At 53.8% G+C, this 26,166-nt stretch carries 25 protein-coding genes and 1 other RNA gene; 20 read left to right on the forward strand and 6 right to left on the reverse strand.

What is annotated here, in order from left to right; genetic code table 11:
- The first annotated feature begins 45 nt into the window (after window positions 1–45).
- From B5E62_RS01145 to asd, 4 genes are all read left to right on the forward strand, one after another.
- Entirely contained in the window at window positions 46–999 is a 954-nt protein-coding gene (locus tag B5E62_RS01145) for an L-lactate dehydrogenase (protein WP_087172923.1), read from the forward strand.
- A 4-nt stretch (window positions 1,000–1,003) separates the two neighbouring features.
- Entirely contained in the window at window positions 1,004–1,639 is a 636-nt protein-coding gene (locus B5E62_RS01150) for an epoxyqueuosine reductase QueH (RefSeq protein WP_087172924.1), read from the forward strand.
- An 84-nt stretch (window positions 1,640–1,723) separates the two neighbouring features.
- A complete protein-coding gene (gene argH / locus B5E62_RS01155) occupies window positions 1,724–3,106 on the forward strand; it encodes an argininosuccinate lyase (protein WP_087172925.1) in 1,383 nt (460 codons plus the stop codon).
- A 22-nt stretch (window positions 3,107–3,128) separates the two neighbouring features.
- The gene (gene asd, locus B5E62_RS01160; RefSeq protein ID WP_087172926.1) at window positions 3,129–4,214 is read left to right on the forward strand and encodes an aspartate-semialdehyde dehydrogenase; all 1,086 of its coding nucleotides are present in this window, start codon (window positions 3,129–3,131) and stop codon (window positions 4,212–4,214) included.
- Window positions 4,215–4,304: 90 nt separating this feature from the next.
- On the opposite strand, the gene B5E62_RS01165 is transcribed toward asd, so the two are convergent.
- On the reverse strand, window positions 4,305–4,967 hold the full coding sequence (locus B5E62_RS01165) for an ATP-binding protein (RefSeq protein ID WP_087172927.1): 663 nt from the start codon (window positions 4,965–4,967) through the stop codon (window positions 4,305–4,307).
- 105 nt (window positions 4,968–5,072) lie between these two features.
- Here B5E62_RS01165 and B5E62_RS01170 point away from each other — a divergent pair, with 105 nt between their 5' ends.
- The 12 genes from B5E62_RS01170 to hypD all read left to right on the forward strand — a co-directional run bounded on the left by B5E62_RS01170 (window position 5,073) and on the right by hypD (window position 17,307).
- Window positions 5,073–5,768, forward strand: a complete 696-nt coding sequence (locus B5E62_RS01170; RefSeq protein ID WP_087172928.1) for a Crp/Fnr family transcriptional regulator — start codon at window positions 5,073–5,075, stop codon at window positions 5,766–5,768.
- A 105-nt stretch (window positions 5,769–5,873) separates the two neighbouring features.
- Window positions 5,874–7,982 carry a polyphosphate kinase 1 gene (gene ppk1, locus B5E62_RS01175; RefSeq protein WP_087172929.1) on the forward strand — a complete coding sequence of 703 codons (2,109 nt, stop codon included), beginning with the start codon at window positions 5,874–5,876 and terminating at the stop codon, window positions 7,980–7,982.
- A gap of 60 nt (window positions 7,983–8,042) precedes the next feature.
- Window positions 8,043–10,136 (forward strand): DNA topoisomerase, encoded by a 2,094-nt coding sequence (locus B5E62_RS01180; RefSeq protein WP_087172930.1) that lies wholly within the window; start codon window positions 8,043–8,045, stop codon window positions 10,134–10,136.
- On the forward strand, window positions 10,133–10,798 hold the full coding sequence (locus B5E62_RS01185; RefSeq protein ID WP_087172931.1) for a UDP-N-acetylglucosamine pyrophosphorylase: 666 nt from the start codon (window positions 10,133–10,135) through the stop codon (window positions 10,796–10,798). Before B5E62_RS01180 ends, B5E62_RS01185 begins: the two co-directional genes overlap by 4 nt.
- A gap of 28 nt (window positions 10,799–10,826) precedes the next feature.
- Window positions 10,827–11,231, forward strand: a complete 405-nt coding sequence (locus B5E62_RS01190; RefSeq protein WP_087172932.1) for a bifunctional adenosylcobinamide kinase/adenosylcobinamide-phosphate guanylyltransferase — start codon at window positions 10,827–10,829, stop codon at window positions 11,229–11,231.
- A 3-nt stretch (window positions 11,232–11,234) separates the two neighbouring features.
- Window positions 11,235–11,561: a bifunctional adenosylcobinamide kinase/adenosylcobinamide-phosphate guanylyltransferase gene (locus B5E62_RS01195; RefSeq protein WP_076777558.1), complete on the forward strand. Its 327-nt coding sequence runs from the start codon at window positions 11,235–11,237 to the stop codon at window positions 11,559–11,561.
- A 72-nt stretch (window positions 11,562–11,633) separates the two neighbouring features.
- Window positions 11,634–12,110: a MogA/MoaB family molybdenum cofactor biosynthesis protein gene (locus tag B5E62_RS01200; protein WP_087172933.1), complete on the forward strand. Its 477-nt coding sequence runs from the start codon at window positions 11,634–11,636 to the stop codon at window positions 12,108–12,110.
- A gap of 7 nt (window positions 12,111–12,117) precedes the next feature.
- Window positions 12,118–12,837, forward strand: a complete 720-nt coding sequence (locus B5E62_RS01205) for an MBL fold metallo-hydrolase (protein ID WP_330397965.1) — start codon at window positions 12,118–12,120, stop codon at window positions 12,835–12,837.
- 20 nt (window positions 12,838–12,857) lie between these two features.
- Window positions 12,858–13,343 carry a ribonuclease HI gene (gene rnhA / locus B5E62_RS01210; RefSeq protein ID WP_087172934.1) on the forward strand — a complete coding sequence of 162 codons (486 nt, stop codon included), beginning with the start codon at window positions 12,858–12,860 and terminating at the stop codon, window positions 13,341–13,343.
- Window positions 13,344–13,370: 27 nt separating this feature from the next.
- An RNA gene (gene rnpB, locus B5E62_RS01215) (RNase P RNA component class A) lies at window positions 13,371–13,720 on the forward strand.
- 295 nt (window positions 13,721–14,015) lie between these two features.
- Entirely contained in the window at window positions 14,016–14,924 is a 909-nt protein-coding gene (locus tag B5E62_RS01220; RefSeq protein ID WP_076777555.1) for a trans-4-hydroxy-L-proline dehydratase activase, read from the forward strand.
- Between the two features lie 4 nt (window positions 14,925–14,928).
- A complete protein-coding gene (hypD, locus tag B5E62_RS01225; protein WP_076777554.1) occupies window positions 14,929–17,307 on the forward strand; it encodes a trans-4-hydroxy-L-proline dehydratase in 2,379 nt (792 codons plus the stop codon).
- A gap of 48 nt (window positions 17,308–17,355) precedes the next feature.
- On the opposite strand, the gene B5E62_RS01230 is transcribed toward hypD, so the two are convergent.
- Window positions 17,356–18,006, reverse strand: a complete 651-nt coding sequence (locus B5E62_RS01230; protein WP_087172935.1) for a GntR family transcriptional regulator — start codon at window positions 18,004–18,006, stop codon at window positions 17,356–17,358.
- Window positions 18,007–18,174: 168 nt separating this feature from the next.
- Between B5E62_RS01230 and proC the strand changes: the two genes are divergently transcribed.
- Together proC and B5E62_RS01240 are read left to right on the forward strand one after the other, a co-directional pair.
- The gene (proC, locus tag B5E62_RS01235) at window positions 18,175–18,969 is read left to right on the forward strand and encodes a pyrroline-5-carboxylate reductase (RefSeq protein ID WP_087173031.1); all 795 of its coding nucleotides are present in this window, start codon (window positions 18,175–18,177) and stop codon (window positions 18,967–18,969) included.
- Window positions 18,970–19,072: 103 nt separating this feature from the next.
- A complete protein-coding gene (locus tag B5E62_RS01240) occupies window positions 19,073–19,672 on the forward strand; it encodes a TetR/AcrR family transcriptional regulator (protein WP_076777551.1) in 600 nt (199 codons plus the stop codon).
- Between the two features lie 103 nt (window positions 19,673–19,775).
- Here B5E62_RS01240 and B5E62_RS01245 read toward each other — a convergent pair whose 3' ends face one another.
- From B5E62_RS01245 to B5E62_RS01255, 3 genes are read right to left on the reverse strand one after another with little or no spacing between them, the layout of a single operon-like run.
- On the reverse strand, window positions 19,776–20,222 hold the full coding sequence (locus B5E62_RS01245) for an aspartate carbamoyltransferase regulatory subunit (protein ID WP_087172936.1): 447 nt from the start codon (window positions 20,220–20,222) through the stop codon (window positions 19,776–19,778).
- 11 nt (window positions 20,223–20,233) lie between these two features.
- Window positions 20,234–21,151 carry an aspartate carbamoyltransferase gene (gene pyrB, locus B5E62_RS01250; RefSeq protein WP_087172937.1) on the reverse strand — a complete coding sequence of 306 codons (918 nt, stop codon included), beginning with the start codon at window positions 21,149–21,151 and terminating at the stop codon, window positions 20,234–20,236.
- Window positions 21,152–21,198: 47 nt separating this feature from the next.
- Window positions 21,199–21,735 (reverse strand): nitroreductase family protein, encoded by a 537-nt coding sequence (locus B5E62_RS01255; protein WP_087172938.1) that lies wholly within the window; start codon window positions 21,733–21,735, stop codon window positions 21,199–21,201.
- Between the two features lie 140 nt (window positions 21,736–21,875).
- On the opposite strand from B5E62_RS01255, the gene pheA reads away from it, so the two are divergent.
- Together pheA and B5E62_RS01265 are read left to right on the forward strand one after the other, a co-directional pair.
- Entirely contained in the window at window positions 21,876–23,006 is a 1,131-nt protein-coding gene (pheA, locus tag B5E62_RS01260; RefSeq protein ID WP_076777547.1) for a prephenate dehydratase, read from the forward strand.
- 18 nt (window positions 23,007–23,024) lie between these two features.
- A complete protein-coding gene (locus B5E62_RS01265) occupies window positions 23,025–24,326 on the forward strand; it encodes an ATP-binding protein (protein WP_087172939.1) in 1,302 nt (433 codons plus the stop codon).
- 56 nt (window positions 24,327–24,382) lie between these two features.
- Here the strand turns inward: B5E62_RS01265 and B5E62_RS01270 are convergent, their stop codons facing one another.
- Entirely contained in the window at window positions 24,383–26,125 is a 1,743-nt protein-coding gene (locus B5E62_RS01270) for an Rqc2 family fibronectin-binding protein (protein WP_087172940.1), read from the reverse strand.
- Window positions 26,126–26,166: the final 41 nt, after the last annotated feature.

Raw genomic sequence — 26,166 nt, forward strand, 5'->3', positions numbered from 1 at the left:
AAGTACCGGCAGAGAATATATTCGAAAGATGAGGAGGCAGATACCATGGATAAAAGGAAAAAGATTGTCATTATCGGAGCGGGACACGTGGGCTCCCACTGTGCGCTCAGCCTTGTGTACACAGGGGAGGCGGACGAGATAGTCCTTATTGATATAGACAGGGCCAAGGCGGAGGGACAGGCCAAGGATATCAGCGATGCGGCCGCAGGGCTTGGAAACGCGGTAAAGGTCTATGCGGGGGACTATGTGGATGCGGCGGACGCGGATGTCATGATCATGGCCGCGGGGCGCAGCCGCCGTCCGGGAGAGACAAGGCTGGACATGCTGGACGACTCTGTCCGCATGATACAGGATATCATCCCCGGCATTAAGGAGAGCGGCTTTCACGGATTTTTTATCAGCATCTCCAACCCGGCGGATGTGATATGCGAGTATATAAGAAGGGCAGTCGGGTTTGACAGGGCAAGAGCCTTCTCCACGGGGACCAGCCTGGATACCTTCCGGCTCTACAAATACATTTCCCAGGCCACAGGCTACAGCACCCAGTCCATCCAGGGCTTCTGCATGGGTGAGCATGGTGACTCCCATGTGCCTGTGTACTCGAGGCTGACGCTGAACGGGAAATCCTTTTTTGAACTGCGGGAAGAGAGGCCGGACACCATCGGGAAGATCGATCTGGAGCAGATGGAGAAGGATATCAAATGGGAAGGCTTTGCCGAGGTGGAGGGCAAGGGCTGCACGGAATTTGGCATAGCAGCCGTGGCCTCCAAGCTGGTGAAAGCCATTTTCCATGACCAGAAGCTGATATGGCCGGTCTCCGTGGCACTGGAGGGGGAGTACGGGGAGAAGGATGTGGCAGCAGGCGTCCCCTGCGTGATCGGAAAGGACGGCGTGGAGGAGATACTGGAGGTGGCCCTCACAGAGGCTGAGGCGGAAAGGTTCCATCAGTCCTGCGGCGTGATACGGTCCTTCCTGGACAGGGCGGCGGAAGTGAGGTAGCAGGATGGCTGTCAACTATCAGAGAGAGCTGGACCAGCTCCTTGGAAGGCTCCGGGAAGATAAGAAGGTGCCTTCTCTTTTGCTCCACAGCTGCTGCGCCCCCTGCAGCAGCTACGTGCTGGAGTATCTGAGCAGGTATTTTGAGATCACGGTGTTCTATTACAATCCCAACATTTTCCCGGAGGGCGAGTACACGAAGCGGATCCTGGAGCAGCAGACGCTGATCAGCCAGATGGAGACAGAGCATCCGGTGGCCTTCCTGGCAGGATGCTACGACGAGGAGAAGTTTTACGAGATGGCAAGAGGACTGGAACATGTGAGAGAGGGCGGAGAAAGATGCATGCGGTGCTATGAGCTGCGTCTGCGGGAGTCAGCACAGATAGCCGCGCAGGGCGGATTTGACTATTTTACAACTACCTTGAGCATCAGCCCCATGAAAAACGCGGCAAAGCTCAATGAGATCGGCGGCAGGCTGGCGGAAGAGTACGGAGTGAGATACCTTCACTCGGATTTCAAGAAAAAGAACGGATACAAGCGTTCCATAGAGCTGTCCAGGGAGTACGGACTGTACAGACAGGACTACTGCGGCTGCGAATTTTCGTTCCGGGAGGCTGAAAAACGCAGAAACCAGCAGTTTTAGTTGTGTTTTGCGGTGAAAGTGTGATAAACTATAGCGTATATATAACATTTTATAAATATTTATACAAAAGAAAGGGGATCGAAAATGGCACAGTTATGGGGCGGACGCTTCACAAAGGAGACGGATCAGCTTGTATATAATTTCAATGCCTCTATTTCCTTTGATAAAAGGCTGTATGCCCAGGATATAAGAGGCAGCATCGCGCATGTGATGATGCTTGCAAAGCAGGGGATCCTGACAGACGCAGACAAGGATAAGATCGTGGAAGGTCTGGAGGGGATCCTGGATGATATAGAAAAGGGAAGGCTTGAGATCTCGGATAAATATGAGGACATCCACAGCTTTGTGGAGGCAGTGCTCACAGAGAGGATCGGTGAGCCGGGAAAGAAACTCCACACAGGAAGGAGCAGAAATGACCAGGTGGCGCTGGATATGAAGCTCTACACAAGAGATGAAGTACATCTCATCGACAACCTGTTAAAGGAGCTGCTGTTTGCCATCCTGAATACTATGGAGGAGCATACGGAGACGATCATGCCCGGGTTCACCCACCTGCAGAAGGCACAGCCTATCACACTGGCCCACCATATGGGCGCCTATTTTGAGATGTTCAAGCGGGACCACGAGAGGATGCAGGACATTTACGGCAGGATGAATACATGTCCCCTGGGATCCGGGGCGCTGGCTGGCACCACCTATCCGCTGGACCGGGACTACACCGCCAAACTCCTTGGATTTGACGGCCCTACGCTGAACAGCATGGACGGCGTGTCAGACAGGGATTATCTGATCGAGCTGCTGGCCGCCCTTTCCACAGTGATGATGCATCTGAGCCGCTTTTCCGAGGAGATGATCATCTGGAATTCCAATGAATATCAGTTTGTGGAGCTGGATGATGCCTACAGCACAGGCAGCAGCATCATGCCCCAGAAGAAAAATCCGGATATCGCGGAGCTTGTACGGGGAAAGACCGGGCGTGTGTACGGGGCTCTGATGTCTCTTCTCACTACGATGAAGGGCATTCCCCTTGCCTACAATAAAGATATGCAGGAGGACAAGGAGCTTGTCTTTGACGCCATCGATACGGCCAAGGGCTGCATCTCCCTCTTTACGGGCATGCTCCGCACGACCCGCTTCAATAAGGAGCGCATGGAGGCCAGCGCGAAGCACGGCTTCACCAACGCCACAGACGCGGCGGATTACCTGGTGGGAAAAGGAGTTCCCTTCCGGGATGCGCACGGTATCGTCGGGCAGCTTGTGCTCTACTGCATCGAAAGAGGCATTACACTGGATGATATGACGCTGGAGGAGTACAGGGAGATCTCTCCCGTCTTTGGGGAGGACATCTACGATGCCATCAGCATTGACACCTGCGTCAACAGGCGGGTGACCACAGGAGCCCCGGGAAAGAAAGCTATGGAGGAAGTGATCGCCATATATAAAAAATATATGCGCGAATACTCATAAAAGGAAAAGGAGAGCAAAGGAAATGGAGAAAAAATTACGAGTTGGTATTTTAGGTGCGACAGGAATGGTGGGACAGCGTTTTATCGCTCTCCTGGAAAACCATCCCTGGTTTGAGGTGGTGACAGTGGCAGCGAGCCCCAGGTCAGCAGGCAAGACATACCAGGAGGCTGTGGGCGGCCGCTGGAAGATGGACACTCCCATGCCGGAGGCAGTGAAGGACCTGGTGGTCCTCAATGTAAACGAGGTGGAGAAGGTTGCTTCCACAGTAGATTTCGTGTTCAGCGCCGTGGATATGACCAAGGAAGAGATCAAGGCTATTGAGGAGGCCTACGCAAAGACAGAGACTCCGGTTGTCTCCAACAACAGTGCGCACCGCTGGACACCGGACGTGCCCATGGTCGTGCCGGAGATCAACGCGGATCATTTTGACGTGATCAAAGACCAGAAGAAGCGTCTTGGAACAGAGAAGGGCTTCATTGCTGTAAAACCGAACTGCTCCATCCAGAGCTACGCTCCCTGTCTGGCAGCATGGAAGGAATTCGGCCCGAAAGAGCTTGTGGTGACTACATACCAGGCTATCTCCGGATCCGGAAAGACATTTAAAGACTGGCCGGAGATGGAGGGCAACATCATCCCCTACATCGGCGGCGAGGAGGAGAAGAGCGAGAAAGAGCCTCTGCGCGTTCTCGGAAAAGTGGAGAACGGACAGATCGTCATGGCAGATTCCCCGAAGATCACCTGCCAGTGCGTCCGCGTGCCGGTTCTCAACGGCCACACAGCAGCCGTGTTCATCAATTTTGAGAAAAAGCCCTCCAGGGAGGAGCTCATCGAGAAGCTGGTGACATTTAAGGGCTTCCCCCAGGAGGCGGAGCTGCCCAGCGCGCCGAAGCAGTTCATCCAGTATCTGGAGGAGGACAACCGTCCTCAGGTGACCATGGATGTGAACTACGAGAATGGCATGGGCGTTTCTATCGGACGTCTGCGGGAAGACAGCATCTATGACTACAAATTCATCGGTCTGTCCCACAATACAGTGAGAGGCGCGGCGGGCGGAGCAGTGCTCTGTGCTGAGGCGCTGACAGCCAAGGGTTATATCCAGGCAAAATAGAAGAACAGGCAAGATTCCCCGGGGCGAAGCTGCTGTGAGCTTTGGCTCCGGGGGATCTTTTGCTGTAAAAATATGAGCAGTGAAAAGTTTCTAGTCCAGTATCCGGCCGTCTGTGGAGATGGTCACCACCTGCCAGGGGATGGATTTTCCGCTGGCCTTCAGCGCCTCCGTTGCGGCGTGTTGGATGCCGCCGCAGCAGGGCACCTCCATCCGGACGATAGTCAGGTCCCGGATGTCGTTTCCGGAGAGGATCTCGGTCAGCTTCTCTGTGTAGTCCACGCCGTCCAGCTTGGGACAGCCGATCAGCGTCACACGGCCACGGATGAAATCCTGGTGGAAGCTGGCGTAAGCGTAGGCGGTGCAGTCGGCGGCGATGAGGAGCCGGGCGCCGCTGAAATAGGGGGCGCTGACAGGAGCCAGCTTGATCTGCACCGGCCACTGGCAAAGCTGGGAAGGCTGGGGTGCCAGGCCAGGCTGAGAAGCCGCTGCGCCGGAAGCAGAGGGAGCGCCGTCACGCTTTGCGAGATGCCTTTTCACCGCCTCCTCATCGTAGGCGGCGGCCTCCCGCTCTGTGAAGGTGATGGCACCTGTGGGGCAGGCGGGCAGACAGTCTCCCAGGCCGTCACAGTAGTCATCCCGCATCAGGCGGGCCTTACCGTTCACCATCTCAATGGCGCCCTCGTGGCAGGCCTCGGCGCAGAGTCCGCAGCCGTTGCATTTTTCTTCGTCAATGTGTATGATCTTTCGTATCATGTATCGTCCTCCTCGCTGTTTCGATAGATGTTCTTGTTTTACACAGGCAGTATAGTATAATAGAACAAAATAATCAGTTGCAAATGCAACGGAAAAGAGCGAAAAATGAAGAAATATGAAAAAATATTGTTGTCACAGCCGTTTTTTGCCGGGATCGCTGAAGAAGACATGGAGAAAGTCCTGTCCTGTCTGTCGGCAAGGATGCAGGAATATGAGAGAGGATCCGTCCTTTTCAGGCAGGGTGAGAAGATGGAACAGATGGGGATCGTCCTGGAGGGCAGTCTTTCCCTGGAGAAGGAAGATTTCTGGGGAAATCGGAGCATCCTGGCGATGGTAGAGGCCGGAGAAGTCTTCGGAGAGGTGTACGCCTGCAGGAAGGAGCGGACTTTGAACATCAATGTGACGGCTCAGTACCGGACAAAGGTGCTGCTCCTGGACCTGACGCCGGTGCTTGACAGGGGAGAAGGGGAAGGCCCGGGAAAGGAGAAAGCGCTCTATGAGAAGCTGACCGTCAATCTTGTCCACATTCTGGCAGATAAGACCTGGTCCATGGCCAGGAAGACAGAGTATCTCTCCGGGCGCGGCATACGGGAGAAGGTGGAGGCCTACCTCTCTGCCCAGGCTCAGATGGCCGGAGGAGGAGATTTTATCATTCCGTTTAACCGGCAGGAGCTGGCGGATTTTCTGGCTGTTGACCGGAGCGCTCTGTCCCGGGAGCTGGGGAAAATGCGCCGGGAGGGGATACTGGATTACAGGAAAGATCATTTCCGTCTTCTGGCGGCAGACAGACTGCCGGACTGACCGGGCAGTGTGGACGGAGAAAAAGAAGACTGGATATATTTTCGGTTTACATGTATAATCTTTATGAAAGAAATTCCGTGACCGGAAAGGAGAGGCGGGAGAAAGATGAGAAAGGACATTTTAAAATACACTCAGAACAGGGAGCTGTCCTGGCTGAAGTTCAACCAGCGGGTGCTTGAGGAGGCCCAGGACCCGTCCGTGCCGCTGCTGGAGCGGATGAAGTTTGTGGCCATCTTTACCAGCAATCTGGACGAGTTTTTTATGATCCGTGTGGGAAGCCTTTTTGATATGGCGGCCACAGACCCTAAGACGGTTGACTCCAGGTCCGGCATGACGCCGGCCCAGCAGCTGGAGAAGATTTACGAGGCGGTAGCCCCCCTTTACAAAGAGAGAGATAAGACCTACGGGGAGATCAAGAAGCAGCTGCACCCCTACGGCGTGTGCGGGCTGGATTACAAAGAGCTGGAGCAGAGTGAGAAAAAGTACGTGAAAAAATATTTTAAGGAGCAGGTGCTCCCCATCCTGTCGCCTCAGATCGTGGATGCGGGGCATCCCTTTCCGCACCTGCTCAACAAGGAGCTCTATGTGACGGCCATGCTGAAGCTGGAGGGACGCAGTATGATGGGGATCGTGCCGGTGCCCAACTTTGTGTCTGATATCCTCTATCTGCCGGGGCATGATATCCGCTATATCCGGATGGAGAAGGTGATCATGGAGCATCTGGACCTTGTGTTCGGGCACTACGAGGTGTCTGACCGGAACTATATCTGCGTCACGCGAAATGCGGATATCGCACCGGATGACGAGTCACTGGAGGTCACGGATGATTTCCGTTTTCTGATGAAGCAGACCCTGCACAAGCGCCGGAGGATGGCGGTGGTCCGGCTGGAGATAGCGGAGAAGCTGAACCAGGATATGGAGAAATATTTCTGTGAGAAATTTAATATCACAAAGAAGCAGATCTTCCGCACAAAGATGCCTATGAAGCTGGATTACATGTTTGCTATCAGCGGAAATCTGCCGGACTCCATGAAGAGGTCCCTCATCTATCATCCCTTCTCTCCGCAGCCGGGGCGCCAGGTGGAGGAGGGGAGCATGATGCGGCAGATCCGAAAGCAGGATATCCTGCTTTTCTACCCTTACGAGAGTATGGAGCCTTTCCTGCAGCTTATCAAGGAGGCGGCCTTTGACCCCTCAGTCATGACCATCAAGATCACGATCTATCGGCTGGCGAAAAAGGCCAGGCTGGTGGAGTATCTGTGCGCTGCCGCTGAGAACGGCAAGGAGGTAACCGTTCTTATTGAGCTCAGAGCCCGCTTTGACGAGCAGAACAACATTGACTGGTCCGAGCGGCTGGAGGAGGCGGGATGCCGCGTCCTGTATGGATTTGAGGGGTACAAGGTGCACTCCAAGATCTGCCTGATCACCTATCGGCAGAGAAACGAGATCCAGTATATCACTCAGATCGGAACAGGCAATTACAATGAAAAGACAGCCGCCATGTACACGGACCTGTCGCTTATGACAGCAAATCGGGAGATCGGCGAGGATGCGGCCCTCTTTTTCCAGAATATGTCCATCGGCAACCTGGACGGCATCTACCGGCATCTGATCGTATCTCCCACCTCCCTCAAGCCCAAAGTGCTGCAGCTTATGGACGAGGAGATCAAAAAGGGGCCCAGGGGACGTGTCATCATGAAAATGAATTCCCTGACAGATGTGGATTTTATTGCCAAGGTGGCGGAGGCGTCCCGGGCAGGTGTGAAGGTTGACCTTATCGTGCGGGGCATCTGCTGCATCCTTCCGGGCGTGCCGGGCTACACGGACAATCTGACCGTGTCCAGCATTGTGGGGAGATATCTGGAGCATCCCAGGATATTCTGCTTCGGCACAGGGGCGGACCAAAAGATCTACATAGGATCTGCGGATATGATGACCCGCAACACGGAGAAGCGGGTGGAGGTGGCCTGCCCGGTACTGGACGATGGGGTCCGGCGCCAGATCAGCTACTATATGGACGTGATGCTGGCGGACAACGTAAAGGCCCGGGTGCTGCAGAGCGATGGCACATACAAGAAAAAGCCCATCACAGAGCACAGGGTGAACTCCCAGGAGCGCTTTATGAAGGAGGCCGTGCACGCTGCGAGAAGTGCGGGCGCTTCCCAGAAAAAGAAAGGGCTGCGGGAGAGGATAGCCGGGCTCCTCAGGAGATAGCACCGGATATCCGGGGAGAGAATGTAATAAGGGACAAGAACAGGAGATCAGACAGCATTTATGGGAAAATCATTATACATCGCAGAAAAACCGAGCGTGGCCCAGGAGTTTGCCAGGGCCCTTCACCTCCGGACAGGCAGGCATGACGGCTATCTGGAGTCGGAGGAGGCGGTGGTGACCTGGTGCGTGGGGCATCTGGTGACCATGAGCTATCCGGAGGCCTACGATGAAAAATATAAGCGGTGGAGTCTGGAGACTCTGCCGTTTTTACCGGGGGAATTCAAGTACGAAGTGATTCCCGGGGTGGCCAAACAGTACCGCATCGTGGCTTCCCTTCTTAACCGGGAGGATGTGGAGACGATCTATGTGTGCACCGACTCCGGGCGGGAGGGAGAGTACATCTACCGGCTTGTGGAGCAGATGGCGGGCGTGAAAGGAAAGGAGCGCCGCAGGGTGTGGATCGACTCCCAGACCGAGGAGGAGATCCTGCGGGGGATCCGGGAGGCAAAGAATCTGTCCGCCTACGACAATCTGTCTTCCTCCGCCTACCTGCGGGCCAAGGAGGACTACCTGATGGGGATCAATTTCTCCCGCCTGCTCACCTTAAAGTACGGAAACAGCATTTCCAACTACCTGCGGACTAAATATGCGGTCATTTCCGTGGGCCGGGTCATGACCTGTGTCCAGGGTATGGTGGTGCGCAGGGAGCGGGAGATCCGGGAGTTTGTGGAGACGCCCTTCTACCGGGTGGTCAGCACGATCCCTGTCGGAGAAGGCGGTGAGACCCAGGGGCCATCCCCGGAGCTTACGTTTGAGGGAGAGTGGCGTGCGGTGGAGGGCTCCAGGTATTTTGCCTCCCCCTGCCTCTACAAGGAAAACGGATTTAAGGAGAAAGAGAAGGCCCAGGAACTGATCGACCATCTACGCGGAGAAGATGACAGGCTGACCTGCAAGATCCTCTCTATTGAGAAAAAGAAGGAAAAAAAGAATCCGCCTCTTCTCTATAATCTGGCGGAGCTGCAGAACGAGTGTTCCAAAAGGTTCAAGATCAGCCCGGATGAGACCCTGCGCATTGTGCAGGAGCTGTACGAGAAGAAGCTGGTCACCTATCCAAGGACAGATGCCAGGGTGCTCTCCACCGCGGTGGCAAAGGAGATCAGCAAAAATCTCAACGGACTGATGAAATACAGCCCGGCGGTTCCCTTTTTAAATGAGATCGCCTCCATGGGCACCCACAAGGGACTGGCAAAGACCCGGTACGTCAATGACAAGCAGATCACAGACCACTATGCCATCATTCCCACCGGGCAGGGGCTCTCTGCGCTGAACAGTGTGGCGCACACGGCAAAAGAAGTGTATGATGTAATTGTGCGCAGATTCCTCAGCATTTTTTATCCTGCGGCTGTGTACCAGAAGGTATCCATTGTAACAAGCATGAGGGAGGAGCAGTTTTTTTCCAGCTTCCGCGTGCTGGCGGAAGAAGGGTACCTGAAAGTGGCGGGTATCCCGGGACAGAAAAGAGGAAAGCAGGAGGAGACAGCCGGGGAGCCAAACGACAGCGCTGACTCCGGAAAGGATGATCCGGCAGCTCTCTTTGCAGCGGTGAAGAGCCTGAAAAAAGGCATGACCCTTCCAGTGTCCTCCCTGGACATCAAGGAGGGAAAGACTTCCCCGCCCAAGCGGTACAATTCCGGGTCTCTCATCCTGGCCATGGAGAATGCCGGACAGCTCATTGAGGACGAGGAGCTGCGGGAACAGATCAAAAGTTGCGGCATCGGCACCAGTGCCACGAGAGGCGAGATACTGAAAAAACTGTTTAACAACAAGTATCTGGCGCTTAATAAGAAGACCCAGATCGTGACCCCCACCCTCCAGGGGGAGATGATCTACGACGTGGTAGACCACTCCATCCGCTCTCTCCTCAACCCGGAGCTGACAGCCAGCTGGGAGAAAGGGCTGAACTATGTGGCGGAAGGAGAGATCACATCGGAGGAATACATGGAGAAGCTGGAGCATTTTATTAAGACAAGGACAGACGGAGTCCTGGGGCTTAACAACCAGTATCAGTTAAGAAGCTGCTACGACAGAGCAGCTGCATTTTATAAAACAAAAAATAAAAAGCCGGAAGGCGGAAATGGAGCGAAGAAAAAATGAAAGAACTGACCATCAAAGAACTCTATACACTGGACGAGACCATCGCGAAGGACATTTTCGAGGGAGCTACCTATCCCTGGGAGGTGCTGCCGAAGATCAAGGACTTTATCCTGGAGCTTGGCAAGAGCCTTCCCGAAGACGAGTACGACAAGGTGGGAGAGGATGTCTGGATCGCAAAATCCGCAAAAGTATTTGAATCCGCCTACATCCACGGGCCTGCCATCATCGGAAAGGACGCAGAGGTGCGCCACTGCGCCTTCATCCGGGGTAACGCCATCGTGGGCGAGGGGGCTGTGGTTGGAAATTCCACAGAGCTGAAAAACGTGATCCTCTTTAACAAAGTACAGGTGCCCCACTACAACTATGTGGGCGATTCTATCCTGGGATACAAGGCACACATGGGCGCCGGCTCCATCACTTCCAATGTAAAGTCAGATAAAAAATTGGTGGTGGTGAAGACACCGGAGGGAAATATGGAGACCGGGCTTAAGAAATTCGGCGCCATGCTAGGCGACGAAGTGGAGGTTGGCTGCGGCACAGTCCTGAACCCGGGCAGCGTGGTGGGAAGCCACAGCAACATCTATCCGCTCTCCTCTGTGAGAGGCTTTGTCCCGGCGGGGAGCATTTACAAGAAGCAGGGCGAGGTTGTAGAGAAACAGTAAACAGAAAGTGCAGAAGAGGTGGAGTGGTATGTTTTTGCTGATCACAGGCGGAAGCGCAAGCGGAAAGTCCTGGATCGCGCAGGAATTTGCGGGGAAAATGGATAAAGAGCAGTCCACCGTTGTGCTGGACTGTGTGGCGGAGACGCTGACAGAAAAGATCCGGGCATACCAGGGGGAGATCCTTCCCCAGCAGCAGATCGTGGAGGAAATCCTTTCAGAAATCCATGCGCTGGGGGAGCAGACGGACAATCTGATCGTTGTGACAAACCAGGTGTTTTCTGATGTGCCGGGGACAGATGAGGAGCGGAAATTCCTGGAATGTCTCGGACAGATCAACCAGACGCTGGCGAAAGAGGCGGATCTTTTCGTGGAAGTGGTCTACGGCATCCCCATCTGGAGAAAACAGCGGGATGAAAAGAAAGGTTGGTGGTAAGACATGATTTTCATAACAGGCGGAAGCTGTCAGGGCAAGGTGGCCTTTGCAAAGGAGCAGTTTCCGGATCGCATCCTTATGCCTGCCTATCAGTTTTCCGTGGAAAAATATGTAAAAGAGGGCAAGGACCCGGTGGAACAGACAGAGGCCATGTTGCAAATGAACCCGGAAGTTGTTATTATTATGAGTGAAATGGGATGCGGTATGACTCCAGGGAAAGCGGAGGACCGGATCCTTAGGGAACAGGTTGGCCGGGTAGGGTGCTATCTGGCGGACATGGCAGACAAGGTGTACCGGGTGACGGCCGGCATCGGTGAACGCATCAAATAAAAGAGACAGGCAGGAACTTCTGTTGTATCATGGAAAGCCTGTGTACAAAAGAATGGTTTATGGAGGTACAAGATGAGAGTTGCGATTATAACAGCGAATACGGCAGTATACAGAGAAAAAGAGGAAGATGCCGCAGGAAAAGTGATAAAGAAGCTGATCGAGCAGGCGGGACACACGATCGTGTTCCAGAAAGCCCTTCCCTGTGACAGGACTGTCCTCTCCACTGTTATGCAGAGGATGGCGGACGGACATCTGACCGACCTGATCCTGACAACAGGCGGAGCGGGCTGCAATGCCGGAGACTGCACGCCGGAGGCCACCATGGATGTGGTGGAGCGGCCGGTCCTTGGTATACCGGAGGCCATGCGCGCGTACACGATGAAGCTGACAAAGAGATCCATGCTCAACAGGAGCGCTGCCGGGATCAGGGGAGATGTCCTGATCGTTAATCTTCCCGGAAAAGCAGGGGCTGTTAAGCAGTGCCTTGAATATCTGCTTCCGGAGATCACCCACGCGGTGGAAGTGATCCAGAAGGCACCCCAGGAGTAATTTTGCAATGAGTATGAAGGTTACTTATATCCAGCACAGCGGATTTGCAGTGGAGCTTGGGAAAAAGGTCCTGATCTTTGATTATTACAGAGGTGAGCTGCCCGCTTTTGGCCGTGACAGGGATGTGTACGTCTTTGTGAGCCACAGACATTATGATCACTACCAGAGGTCCATCTTCCGGTGGTCGGAAGGGCTTCCACGCATTACCTACATCCTGTCCGGCGATGTAAAGGAGGCTGTCCCCTCCTACGCACCAAAGGGGGACATCCTCTTTGTCGGACCGGGGGAGAGCCTGCGGATCGGAGAAGGAGAGGGAGCGCTTTTTATAGAGACCCTGGAGTCTACAGATGAGGGCGTGGCCTTTGTGGTGAAGGCAGAGGGGCGGACCATCTACCATGCGGGGGACCTGAACTGGTGGCACTGGGAGGAGGAGACCGACAGGTACAACCAGCTCATGAAAGAAGACTACCAGAGGGAAATCGGGAAGCTGGAGGGGCTGCACATTGACGCAGCCTTTGTCCCTTTGGACCCGAGGCTGGGGAAGGAGTATTACTGGGGATTGGACTGGTTTATGCGCCACACAGACACGGATATCGTGTTCCCCATGCACATGCAGGGTCAGTACGGCCTGTGCGATCGGCTGATGGAGGAGACAACGGCTGGCTACAGGGACAGAGTGGCCCGCATCACAGGGGAGGGCCAGGTCTTTATATTTGATGAAATCTGACACGGGAGCTTGAAAAATTTATGCTGGTAAAAATCTATACAGACGGGGCGGCAAGGGGCAATCCGGACGGACCGGGGGGCTACGGGGCCGTCCTTGAATATGTGGACACAAAGGGGCAGCTCCACACAAAGGAGCTGTCCCAGGGATATAAGAAGACCACCAACAACCGGATGGAGCTGATGGCGGTGATCGCCGCGCTGGAGGCGCTGAACAGGCCCTGCAGCGTGGAGCTCTACTCAGACTCCAAGTATGTGGTGGATGCCTTCAATCAGAACTGGATCGGCGGCTGGCTGAAAAAGGGCTGGAAGAGGGGGAGGAATGAGCCGGTGAAGAATGTAGACCTCTGGCAGCGACTTCTCCGGGCCAAAGAGCCGCACCAGGTCCGGTTTATCTGGGTGAAGGGCCATGACGGCCATCCGCAGAACGAGAGGTGTGACACCCTTGCCACCACGGCAGCAGACGGGGAGGACCTGATCGAAGATGCGGGGCTTGCCATAAACTCATAATTGTGATAAAATCGAAATCCGTGAGACCAGGTATGACAGGTGATCGCGGCTGCGCACGCCGAAAGGCAGCAGGTGAGGAAAGTCCGGGCTTCACAGGGCAGGATGCCGGATAACGTCCGGTGGAGGCAACTCCAAGGCCAGTGCAACAGAAATGTACCGCCGGGATCTTCCCGGTAAGGGTGGAAGGGCAGTGTAAGAGACTACCGCCCTCCTGGTAACAGGAGGGGCACATGTAAACCCCATCCGAAGCAAGACCGGAACGAGACAATGCGGCGGCCCGCCGCGTCTCAGGTTGGTCGCTCGAGCCTGCCGGCGACGGCAGGCCTAGATAGATGATCACCCAACGACATAACCCGGCTTATCGTCATGCCTGGTTTCACACAATTACGACAATTGTGAATTCGGGACGTAATACTTTTAAAAAGTATTACGTCCCGAATTCATATAACTGGTGTGCAAATGTGTATGAACATGCGAAAAAAGACTGCATTGGCAGTCTTTTTTTGTACAAAATATACAATACACTATGATACAAATTTCACAAAATTTGCCGCTGGATTATGGAAAAGATGCCGATTGACAAAAATATAACAACACGATATATTTAAATCAAAGATTAGACTATAGTTCAAACGATAGTTTAGACTGTGGAAGCATGTACAGGAGAATGCGATGAAAAATATAACCAACATACAAAAGTTTTCCATTCATGACGGTGACGGGATACGGACTACCGTGTTTTTTAAGGGATGTCCGCTGAAATGTGAATGGTGCCATAACCCGGAGACTCAGCGGTTTGAAAGAGAGATGCAGGTAGACCGGGAAAAATGCACAGGGTGCGGCACCTGTCAGGCGGTCTGTCCGGCGGGCGCGGTACATATGGAGGACGGGCAGCCTGTCCTCGATGCGGCGGCTTGCACGCTCTGCGGGAAATGCGTGAATTTCTGCCCGGCAGGGCTCCGGGAGATCGTGGGGCAGGAGTATCCCGTCAGAGAGCTGGTGAGGGAGCTGATGAAGGACCAGATGTTCTACGAGGAGTCCGGCGGCGGGGTGACCTTTTCCGGCGGAGAGGTCATGGCCATGGATATGGATTTTGTCCTTGCAGTGGCCAGAGAGCTGAAGAAGCAGGGCGTGACCCTCACCATAGACACCTGCGGCTATGTACCTTATGAGAGATTTCAGATGCTCCTTCCCTATGTGGACACCTTCCTCTACGATGTGAAGGTGATGGATCCGGAGCTCCATAAAAAATATATCGGTACGGACAACAGTCTTATCCTTGACAATCTGGTCCGCCTTGCGCGGGACGGGGCGAGGATTTACATCCGCATTCCCACAGTGAAGGAAGTAAATGGGAATGAACAGAACATGAGGGAGACCATCGCGTTTCTCCAGGAATACGATATCCATCCGGCACAGGTCAATCTGCTGCCCTACCACGATACGGGGAGCGGTAAGTACAGAAAGCTGGATATGGAATATAAAGGCACCGACCTGCACGCGCCGGAAAGAGAAGAGATGGAGGCGCTGGCCGCTCTTTTCGTTGATGCAGGTTTCAAAAACACGAAAATAGGAGGGTAAGAAAATGGCAAAACTGCGGGGTATGAATGAGAGGATCCAGAAGCTCAGAGAAATCAGTGTGAACACGCCTGTACACATTGATCTGGAGAGGGCGAAGATCGAGACGGATTTTTACAAGGAGAATGATGGAAAATATTCCATACCGGTCATGAGGGCCATGACGCTGAAGGAATATTTTTCCAAGAAGACGCTGTATCTCGGGGACGGGGAGCTGATCGTCGGGGAGAAGGGCAAGGACCCCCAGGCGTCCCCCACATTCCCGGAGCTGTGCTGCCACAGTGAGGAGGATATGGTTGTCATGAGCGAGAGGGAGCTTGTGTCCTTCAAGACAACGGAGGAGGATAGAAAGCTCCAGAGGGAGGAGATCATCCCCTACTGGACGGGGCGCAGCATGAGAGAGAAGCTCCTCTCCAGGATGACACCGGAGTGGCATGACTGCTACGAGGCGGGCATGTTCACCGAGTTTATGGAGCAGAGAGGCCCGGGGCACACCTGCGGCGGCGAGCAGGTGTTCACTACCGGCTATATGGAGTATAAAGAGAAGATCAAAAAGACAATGGACGGCCTGGACTACATGAACGATCCGGATGCTGTGGATAAATGCGAGGAGCTGAAGGCTATGGACATTGCCTGTGACGCTGTCATCATCCTGGGCGAGCGCTACCACAGCCTGGCTCTTGAGATGGCGGAAAAGGAAGCGGACGAGACGAGGAAGTCCGAGCTCCTTCAGATTGCTGCCAACCTGGAGGTCGTACCTGCGCACAGGCCTCAGACCTACTGGCAGGCAATCCAGCTCTACTGGTTCACCCACCTTGCAGTCACCACAGAGCTGAACCCCTGGGACGCTTTCAGTCCGGGAAGACTGGACCAGCACCTGTATCCCTACTATGAGAGGGATGTGGAGGCCGGCATCCTGGACGATGAAAAGGCACTGGAGCTGCTGGAGTGCCTGTGGGTGAAATTCTACAACCAGCCGGCGCCTGTAAAGGTGGGCATCACGCTGAAGGAGAGCGCCACTTACACCGATTTTGCCAATATCAACACAGGCGGAGTGACGCCGGACGGGCGCAACGGGGTGAACAATGTCAGCTACCTGATCCTGGACTGCATGGATGAGATGAAGTTGGTGCAGCCTAACTCCAACGTGACCATCAGCAAGAAGACGCCCGCTAAATTCCTGAAGAGAGCCTGCGAGATTTCAAGGAAGGGCTGGGGGCAGCCTGCCTTCTACAACACGGAGGCCCAGATCATGGAGCTGGTCAATGCCGGCAAAAAGCTAGAGGACGCCAGAAGGGGCGGCTCCTCGGGGTGTGTGGAGACAGGCGCGTGGGGAAGCGAGGCATACATCCTGACAGGATACCTGAACATCCCCAAGGTATTCCAGCTCACACTGTTCAATGGATTTGACCAGTACAGCGGAAAGCAGATCGGACTCAAGCTGGGGTATGCGAAGGATTTCAAGACGTACGATGAGCTCTGGGATGCCTTCAGGAAGCAGCTGGAGTATATTGTTGACGTGAAGATACGCGGAAATAATGTGATAGAGAAGCTGTATGCGAAGGAGATGCCAGCTCCCTGTCTGTCTGTGGTGACAAACGACTGTATATCCAACGCAAAGGACTACAATGCAGGCGGCGCCAGATACAACACAAACTATATCCAGGGTGTGGGCATCGGAACGGTGACAGACTGCCTGACAGCTGTAAAATACAATGTCTATGACAAGAAAAACTTTACCATGGAAGAGCTGATCGATGCCATGGAGCACAACTATGAGGGATATGACGCCATCTACCGCATGGTCCATGACAGGACGCCGAAATATGGCAATGACGATGATTATGCGGACGGTATCATGCAGGATGTGTTTGAACTCTACAGGAGCACCATCACGGGGCGCCCGAACATGAAGGGCGGAAAGTACGGTGTGGATATGCTGCCTACCACCTGCCACGTGTACTTCGGAGACGTGATTCTGGCAACGCCAAATGGAAGAAAGGCCCATCAGCCTGTTTCAGAGGGGATTTCGCCGGAGAAATCCGCAGACACAAACGGTCCCACAGCTGTGATCAAATCCTGCTCCAAGATGGACCATCTGGCGACTGCCGGCACACTTCTGAACCAGAAGTTCACGCCTGATGTGGTGGCGGGAGAGGAAGGGCTGAACAACATGGCCAGCCTGATACGGTCCTACTTTGCGATGGACGGACACCATATCCAGTTTAACGTGGTGGACCGTCAGACACTCATCAACGCCCAGAAGCATCCGGAGGACTACAAGGACCTGATCGTCCGCGTGGCCGGATACAGCGATTTCTTCCGCAACCTGGACAAACCGCTCCAGGATGAGATCATCAACCGCACGGAGCAGTCCTTTCAGTAAATAGAATGACAAAGCAGCGCCTGGACCACAGCGGCCAGGCGCATTTCTTTAAAGATATTCCTGAAGGGAACAGTCCATGCCGGTTGTAAAGTGGTCGTCCCGGAGGATGGCGTAGGCGTTCTCGTAATCCCCGGCGCGCATGAGCTCCACCATCCTTTTCAGGTTTTCATTGGTGCGGTCTATGTCCATGCCGTTCCTGACAGAGAACTGGCCCATGCGGATCAGCTCGGACAGGTTGTTCTCATATATCCTGTCAACGCGGCTGTTTTCCAGAATGCTGATGATTTCCATGTGCATGGCTGTGTCGGCTACCTCCCAGGCGTAAGTGTCGGAGGCTGCGGCGCACATGCGGACCACCTTCTCCTCGATGCGGTAGGAGTACTCTTCGTTCTTGCCGGAGGTGAAGATGAGGCGGAAGGCGGCGCCCTCCAGCAGCTCCCGCAGTTGGTAGATCTCCCGGATGTCCTTTTCCGTTATCTCTTTTACAGTCATGGATTTGTAGTAGTCCGTGACGATGAGTCCCTCTGTCTGCAGCATCCGGATGGCTGTGCGGACAGGGCTGCGGCTCATGCCCAGGTCCCGGGCCAGCCGGCTCTCTGTCAGAGTCATGCCCGGAGGGTAGGTCATATTCAGGATATTTGTCTTGATCGTCTCATAGGCCTGGTCGGCGAGAGAGACATTCTTTTCTTTCTGCGGCATGAAACACACTCCTTGCGTATGAAGATAAATTTGTATACAAATTATAACGTGAAAAAAAGCGGCAGGCAATACCTCTTTTTCTTGACAGGAAGAAGGACGGATGGTATATTATAAACAAAGTTGTATACAAAATATAAAAATGTATACAAAAAAGAGGAGGATAAGCAGATGAAACTTGGATTTATCGGAACGGGAAATATGGCCACAGCCATGATGGGCGGAATCATTGAAAATCACATTGCGGCGCCGGAGGAGATTATTGGAGCAGACCCCTTTGCGCCAGGGCGGGAGAGAGTAAAAGAAAAGTACGGTATCCGTGTGACCGGGGACAACAATGAGGTCGTAAAAAATGCGGAGGTTGTCATCCTCTCTGTAAAGCCCCAGTTTTATGCGGACGTGATCGCGGGTATCAGAGACAGTGTGACGGACAGTCATCTGATCATCACCATCGCGCCGGGAAAGACTCTTGCCTGGCTGGCGGAGCAGTTCCAGAAGCCGGTGAAGATCGTGCGCACCATGCCAAACACGCCTGCCATGGTGGGAGAGGGAATGACAGGAGCCTGCAAAAACGCTTATGTGACAGACGGGGATATGGAGAAGGCGCTGTCCATTTTAAATGGCTTTGGAAAAGCGGAACTGGTCCCCGAGCACATGATGGATGCGGTCGTGGCAGTCAGCGGAAGCTCACCGGCCTATGTGTTCATGCTGATCGAGGCCATGGCAGACGCAGCTGTATCCGGCGGTATTCCGAGAAATCAAGCGTATAAATTCGCCGCACAGGCAGTGCTGGGAAGCGCGAAGATGGTGCTTGAGACCGGCAGGCATCCGGGAGAGCTGAAGGATATGGTGTGCTCACCGGCCGGGACGACCATCGAGTCCGTTCGGGTACTGGAGGAAAAAGGCTTCAGGAGCGCTGTCATCGAGGCGATGAAAAAATGCGAGGAGATATCTAAAAGTCTTTAAAAGTAAACAGGGATACAGGGACAGAGGTTTTCGTTTTCCTCTGTCCTTTTTTGTGCTAAAATATAAGAAGCATATCAACTAAAAAGGACAGAGGGACAAGATAATGGAGAAGACAGAAGAAAAGAAGAGTGTAAAGAGCAGGATCATCTCGGCTGCCTGGGAGCTGTTCCGGGACAAGGGCTTTGGCGGGACGACAGTGGATGACATCATAGAAAGGTCCGGAACGTCCAAGGGTTCCTTTTACTACTATTTCAGCGCCAAGGATGAGCTGCTGAACACACTGGCGGAGATGCTGGATGACTACTACGGGGAACTGGAGGACAAGCTGGATCCCGGCGAGGACTGCTTTGAGAAGCTCCTCTATCTGAACAGGGAAATGCACGCCATGATGGAGGAGAATATCAGCATGGAGCTGCTGGCTTCCCTGTACTCCACCCAGCTTGTGGCCCAGGGAGAGAGCCAGCTCCTGAATGAGAACCGGAAATACTACAAGCTGATATCCGGGATCGTGGAGGAGGGGCAGAAGAGGGGAGAGATCCGCGGGGATGTGTCTATCCGAACGGTGGTGAAATATTACGCCATGTGCGAGAGGGCTCTCGTGACAGAGTGGTGCCTCGGAAAGGGGAGCTATTCCCTGGGAGAGTACAGCAGGGAGTATTTTCCTGTCATGATGGAGCATTTCCGGGGGACAGGCAATCCCTGAAACGCCTGAAATTTATGGAAAACACACGGAGAATGGAAACAGGGACAGATACGGCTTCTGCCATATCTGTCCCTGGATCGTCTGATACTATCTGAGGTCCTTCCTATCTGGGCCTTCTCTCATACTTTTCTTCGCAGTACATGCACCGGTAGATTTCTTTATCCGGGTCAGTCAGGACGAATACGTGATCCAGCTCCTGCTCAATGGAAGTGATACACCGGGGGTTTTTGCACCGGATGACATTTTTTATCTTTTTGGGCAGATGAAGCGCTTTTTTCTCGATGATCTGCTCGTCCTTGATGATGTTGATGGTGATGTTGTGGTCAATGAACCCCAGGATGTCCAGATCCATAAAGTCGATGGGACACTCGATCTTCATGATATCCTTCTTCCCCATCTTGCTGCTCTTGGCGTTCTTGATGATGGCCACGCAGCAGTCCAGCTGGTCCAGGTGGAGATATTTGTAGATGTCCATACTGCGGCCTGCCTGGATGTGGTCCAGCACAAAGCCCTCGGAAATGCGTCCGACATTCAATGTATTCTTAACCATGTTTCTTCCTCCTACACTTCAATTTCCAGCAATGTCAAAATGAGAGCCATGCGGACATAGACACCGTACTGCATCTGTTTGAAATAGGCGGCTCTCGGGTCGGAGTCCACCTCCGTGGAGATCTCGTTGACGCGGGGCAGCGGATGGAGCACGTACATGTCATCCTTGGCCAGTTTCATTTTCTTTGCATCCAGGATGTAGAAGTCCTTCATGCGCACATAGTCTTCCTCGTTGAAGAAGCGCTCCTTCTGCACACGGGTCATGTAGAGCAGGTCCAGATTAGGAAGAGCATCCTCCAGGCGGACAACCTCCTCGTAGGGAACCTGGTTCTTCTCCAGCACATCGTGGCGGATATATCCCGGAAGTCTCAGCTCCTCCGGTGAGATGAGGACAAATTTCATGCCCGGATAGCGCACCAGGGCGTGGATCAGGGAGTGGACTGTGCGGCCGAATTTCAGGTCTCCGCACAGACCGATGGTCATATTGCCCAGATGCCCTTTCAGAGAGCGGATCGTCATCAGGTCCGTCAGTGTCTGGGTGGGATGCTGATGCCCTCCGTCTCCCGCATTGATGACCGGGATGGAAGAGTGCTGGCAGGCAACCATGGGAGCCCCCTCTTTGGGGTGGCGCATGGCGCAGATGTCCGCGTAGCAGGAGATGGTGCGGATGGTGTCAGACACGCTCTCTCCCTTGGCGGCGGAGCTGGAGTCAGCGGAAGAAAATCCCATGATGCTGCCTCCCAGGTTCAGCATAGCTGCCTCGTGGCTTAAACGTGTTCTCGTGCTTGGCTCGTAGAACAGGGTGGCAAGCTTTTTCCCGTCGCAGGCGTGGGCATATTTCTTCGGGTCTGCCTCAATGTCCTCTGCCAGGTCCAGCAATTTATCCAGCTCTTCCACTGAAAAGTCCAGTGGGCTCATTAAATGTCTCATAAAAACCTCCTTCGTGTTATGTGCCCTTCTCATGGCACGGTAAAGAATTAACGGTACGTCAGAAGCTCGTCCACGCTCTTTCGCTTCGGCGCCTCGGGAGCAATGTCCGGATACCCCACTGCGATCAGTGCCCCAAGCTCACGATCAGCGGGAATGTCAAGAAGCTCTCCTATGCCGTCCTCGTCAAAAATCCCCATGATGACCGTGCCAAGGCCCGCTTCATGGGCAGCCAGACAGAAGGTCTGGCAGGCGGCTCCCACATCAAACATCTGCCAGCGGTCCCCTTTCTTTGTAGAGAAAGAGCCGTCCCTCTCAAAGCCGCTGCGCCCTTTGACAAAGGTGACAGCCAGGAGGAGCGGTGCCTGACGGATAATATGACTGTTGAATGACGGGGTGAAATCATCGGCAATTTTTGCGAGAATAGAAGAATCTTCGATAGCGATATAGCGTGTGATCTGACTGTTTTTCCAGGAAGGAGAATAGGATGCCGCCTGGATGACTGTCTCAAGAAGCTGGTGCCCCACAGGGTCCGGCTTGAATTTGCGGATACTTCTTCTGCTGAAAATGCAATCCATAGTGTTCATACTGTTCGCCTCCCTTTAGATCAATCCACCGTACCTACATCATATAATAAATGCCAAAGTTTTTCAACGTCTGACGTGGATTTTGACGTGGACTTGTATTATAATACCTTTTAGTATGTGTGCAAAAGGAGACAGAAGAAATGGCAGAATTAGAGGAACTGAGAGAACATCTGGCGCAGATCGACAGCCAGATCGCGGAATTGTACAAGAGCCGTGTGCAGGTGTGCGAAAAGATCGGCGATATCAAGATAGATGCAGGAAAGAAAGTGTTTGACAAAAAGCGGGAAAAGGACCAGCTCGCCAGGATCACCCGGAATGTAGAGGACGATTTCCTGCGCCTCGGCCTGACGGAGCTCTTTGAGCAGCTCATGTCTCAGAGCCGAAAAATGCAGTACCAGATGCTGACTAAGAAGGGAGCGCTTGGAAGGCTGCCCTTTATCGGAGTGGACAAGCTGGATTACGAGCAGTCCCGGATCGTCTTTCAGGGGACAGACGGCGCCTACTCCCAGGCAGCCATGCACGCTTATTTTGGAAAGGATATAAACAGCTTCCATGTGCAGACCTTTCGTGACGCCATGGAGGCCATAGAGGAGGGTTCTGCGGATTTTGCGGTCCTCCCCATTGAAAATTCATCAGCGGGAGTGGTGAGTGAGGTCTATGACCTGCTTGTGGAATTTGAAAATTATATCGTGGGAGAGATCATCCTCCCCATCGACCATGCTCTCGCAAGCGTGGAGGGAGCGTCCCTGGACACGATAAAGACGGTCTACTCCCATCCCCAGGCACTGATGCAGAGCTCCAAATATCTGGATGAGCAGCCGGGATGGCAGCGGATCAGCGCTCCCAACACAGCGGTGGCGGCAAAAAAAGTACTGGAGGACGGGGACATCACTCAGGCGGCCATCTGCAGTGAGCATGCGGCACAGATATACGGACTGAAGATACTGGACCGGAAGATCAACTACAATGACAACAACTCCACCCGGTTTATCATTGTGACGAACCAGAAGATTTTCCTGAAGGACGCGAAAAAGATCAGCATCTGCTTTGAGGTGGACCACTCCAGTGGTTCTCTCTATCACCTGCTGGCCCATTTTACCTACAATAACCTGAATATGACAAAGATCGAGTCCCGTCCGGTGGAGGGACGGACCTGGGAGTACCGCTTCTTTGTGGATTTTGAAGGAAACATGGGGGAGGGCGCTGTGAAGAACGCTATCCGGGGCCTGCGGGAGGAGTCCAAGAGCCTGAAGATACTGGGAAACTATTGATGCGGAGGGAGAAACGATATGAGGACACATGAGCTGATCATCTATAAAAATCTGGAGCAGGAACAGATCTTAAATGACATGACGTTCCTGATGGAAAACTACGACAATGAATACTATAACGAGGAGGACCTGAAAAGCCTTCTCTTTGCGTGCACAGGCAGCATACTGGAGCTCTGTGTGGACCACGGCTTTGAGGGAAATCTCTGGCACGATTACCTGACCTTTCTCCTGGCAAACGATGAGAACGCCTACAGCACTTCCTGCGAGATCGTGGGAGAGACAGGGGGGAGCATCAACAAGGTGGCCCTCCACGACTTCGCTATCTTCAAGGAGCTGTTTGACTACGACTTCTCGGCGATGGAGGCGAGCCTTGGCGTGGACTGCGTCTCCATGATCCTGGACTACACAGGATCGGGCACACACGGCAGTGTGTTCAACGGCCGCATCCGGGACCGGATCTGCGCCCTGGCAAAAAGCCTGGGGCAGACAAAGGACGCGGAGGAGTTCAAGGCTTCCGTGACCCAGTTCTACAAGGAGTTCGGCGTAGGCAAGCTGGGCCTTCACAAGGCTTTCCGGGTGGCCCACGACGAGGAGGGCGTCCACATTGTGCCTATCACAAAGATCGCCCATGTACAGCTTGACGAGCTGGTGGGGTATGAGAGCGCCAAGAAAAAACTCATTGACAACACAGAGGCCTTTGTGAAGGGGCGCCGGGCCAACAACTGCCTTCTCTTCGGGGACGCGGGGACCGGGAAATCCTCCTCCATCAAGGCTATCCTCAATAAATATTACGACCAGGGCCTTAGGATGATCGAGGTGTACAAGCATCAGTTCCAGGACCTCAACGATGTCATCGCCCAGATCAAGAACCGGAACTATAAATTTATCATCTACATGGACGACCTCTCCTTCGAGGAGTTTGAAATCGAATACAAATACCTGAAGGCGGTCATCGAGGGCGGACTGGAGAGAAAGCCGGACAATGTGCTCATCTACTCCACCTCCAACCGCCGCCATCTGATCCGGGAGAGCTTCCGGGATAAGGAGGAGAGAGACGAAGAGCTGCACACAAACGACACGGTGCAGGAGAAACTTTCCCTTGTGGCAAGGTTCGGTGTCACCATATATTTTGGAAAACCGGCCAAGAAGGAATTCCAGGAGATCGTCCGTCAGCTGGCAAAGAGAAACGGCATAGAGATGGACGAAGAAAAGCTCCTTCTGGAAGCCAACCGCTGGGAGCTGAACCACGGCGGCATGTCCGGGCGGACAGCTCAGCAGTTTATAGACTATCTGCTGGGGATGGAAACGCAGTCCTGCTGATCTGACCGCTGATCCTGTTAATATGTTGCAGATAAAGAAGTGCGGATGAACTGATGTCAGTTCGTCCGCACTTCTTCAATTCCGCTGATATCCGAGTCAATGACAAGCGAGTAGTTTGTGTGGTAGATGACAAAGCCTGGCTTTCCGCCGCCGGGCTTTTTCACATGTTTCTTTTCAATGTAGTCGATCTCGACTTTATCGTTTCCGCGGCTCTTTGAGTAGTAGGCAGCCAGCCGGCCGGCCTCCTCAAAGGTGCGGTCCGGCAGCTCATCCCCGCCGGATTTCACGATGACGTGGGAGCCGGGCACCTTCTTTGCGTGGAACCACCAGTCGTTGCCGGAGGCAAAGTGGAAGGTCAGCTCCTCGTTCTGCAGATTGTTTTTTCCTACATACATATGATAGCCGTCGCTGGAGATGTAGTGGAAGGGACGGCTTGTGATGCGCACCTTCTGCTTTGTGCTGCGCCGGCGGATATAACCGGTCTGGGTCAGCTCCTCCTTGATCTGTACCAGGTCCTCCTCGGCCCGGGCGATGTCCAGGGCGTTGCTGATGGACTCCAGGTACTGGATGTCATCCCGGGTCTCCTGTATGAGCTGGCTCAAGGCCTCGAAGGTCCGCTTCTGTTTGTTGTATTTCGCAAAATAGCGCTGGGCATTCTCACCGGCTGTGAGATGTTCGTCCAGAGGGATGGTGACCTCCTCGTTGGTGTAGTAGTTGAGGGCGGTGAGCTTTTTCGCGCCGGGCTCCAGGCCGTAGCCGTAGGTGTTGATCAGCTCCCCGTAGACTTTAAATTTATCCCGGCCCTCCGTGTCCTTAAGCTGCCTGGACTGCAGGTCGTATTTCTTTCGGTTCCTCTCCAGGGCCGTCTGGACAACGTGGCGCAGGTCTGCGGACTTCTGCCTGATGCGGGTCAGCGCCTCCCGGGAGGAGTAGTAGGTGCGGATCACCTGGGAGATGGAAGAAAGTTCTTCCCTTCTGTAATTGGAGAAATGACTCAAGGGCAGGGCGGAAAATTCCTTCGGTTCCGTGCCGTCGTAATAGATGGCAGGAGAGAAAGAGCCAAGACGCACCTGTTCCATATAGTAGCTGAACTGCCGGTGGAGGTGGATGAGCATGTCTCCAGAGAGGTCCTCTGCCGTCATCCGGGACTCCAGGGCGGCCAGATAACAGATCTCCTCCGCCACCACAGGACTGATGCCGGTAAAGCTGGTGTACAGGGCTTTGGAGAGAGGCCCGCCCCTTGCCTTGAGAGCGTGGATAAAATCCTCCTGTGTCACAGTCAGGGAATCCAGTTTGTGCATGGTATCGGGTATAAAATATTCCCGGCCGGGGAGCACCTCCCGGATGGAGCTTGTCTGGGCAGATATGTGCTTGATGCTGTCGATGATGCGGCCGCTGTCATCGCAGAAGATAATGTTGCTGTGCTTTCCCATCAGCTCCACCACAAGCGTCTTCTGGCACAGATCTCCCATCTCATCCAGGTGCTCGATGTCAAAGCGGATGATGCGCTCCATCTTTGGCTGATGGATGCCCATGATGCGCCCGCTGCCGATGTGCTTGCGCAGCAGCATGCAAAAGCCCGGAGCCTGCATGGGGCTCGTCTTGTTTTCGTCAGTGAGATATATAAGAGGAAGAGAGGCGCTGGCGCAGATGCACAGCCGCCTCTGTCCTGCGGGAGTCTTGACTGTCAGGAGAAGCTCATCTGCCTCCGGCTGAGCGATCTTGCTGATCCGCCCGCCTTCCAGAGCCTCCTTTAATTCTTTTGTCACAGCTGCGATCGTAATTCCGTCAAAAGCCATATAGATACAATCCTTTCTATTTTAAGTGTCCACAGTGCCAA

The organism is Lachnoclostridium sp. An118 (assembly GCF_002160985.1).
Classification (GTDB): Bacteria; Bacillota; Clostridia; order Lachnospirales; family Lachnospiraceae; genus Claveliimonas; species Claveliimonas stercoravium.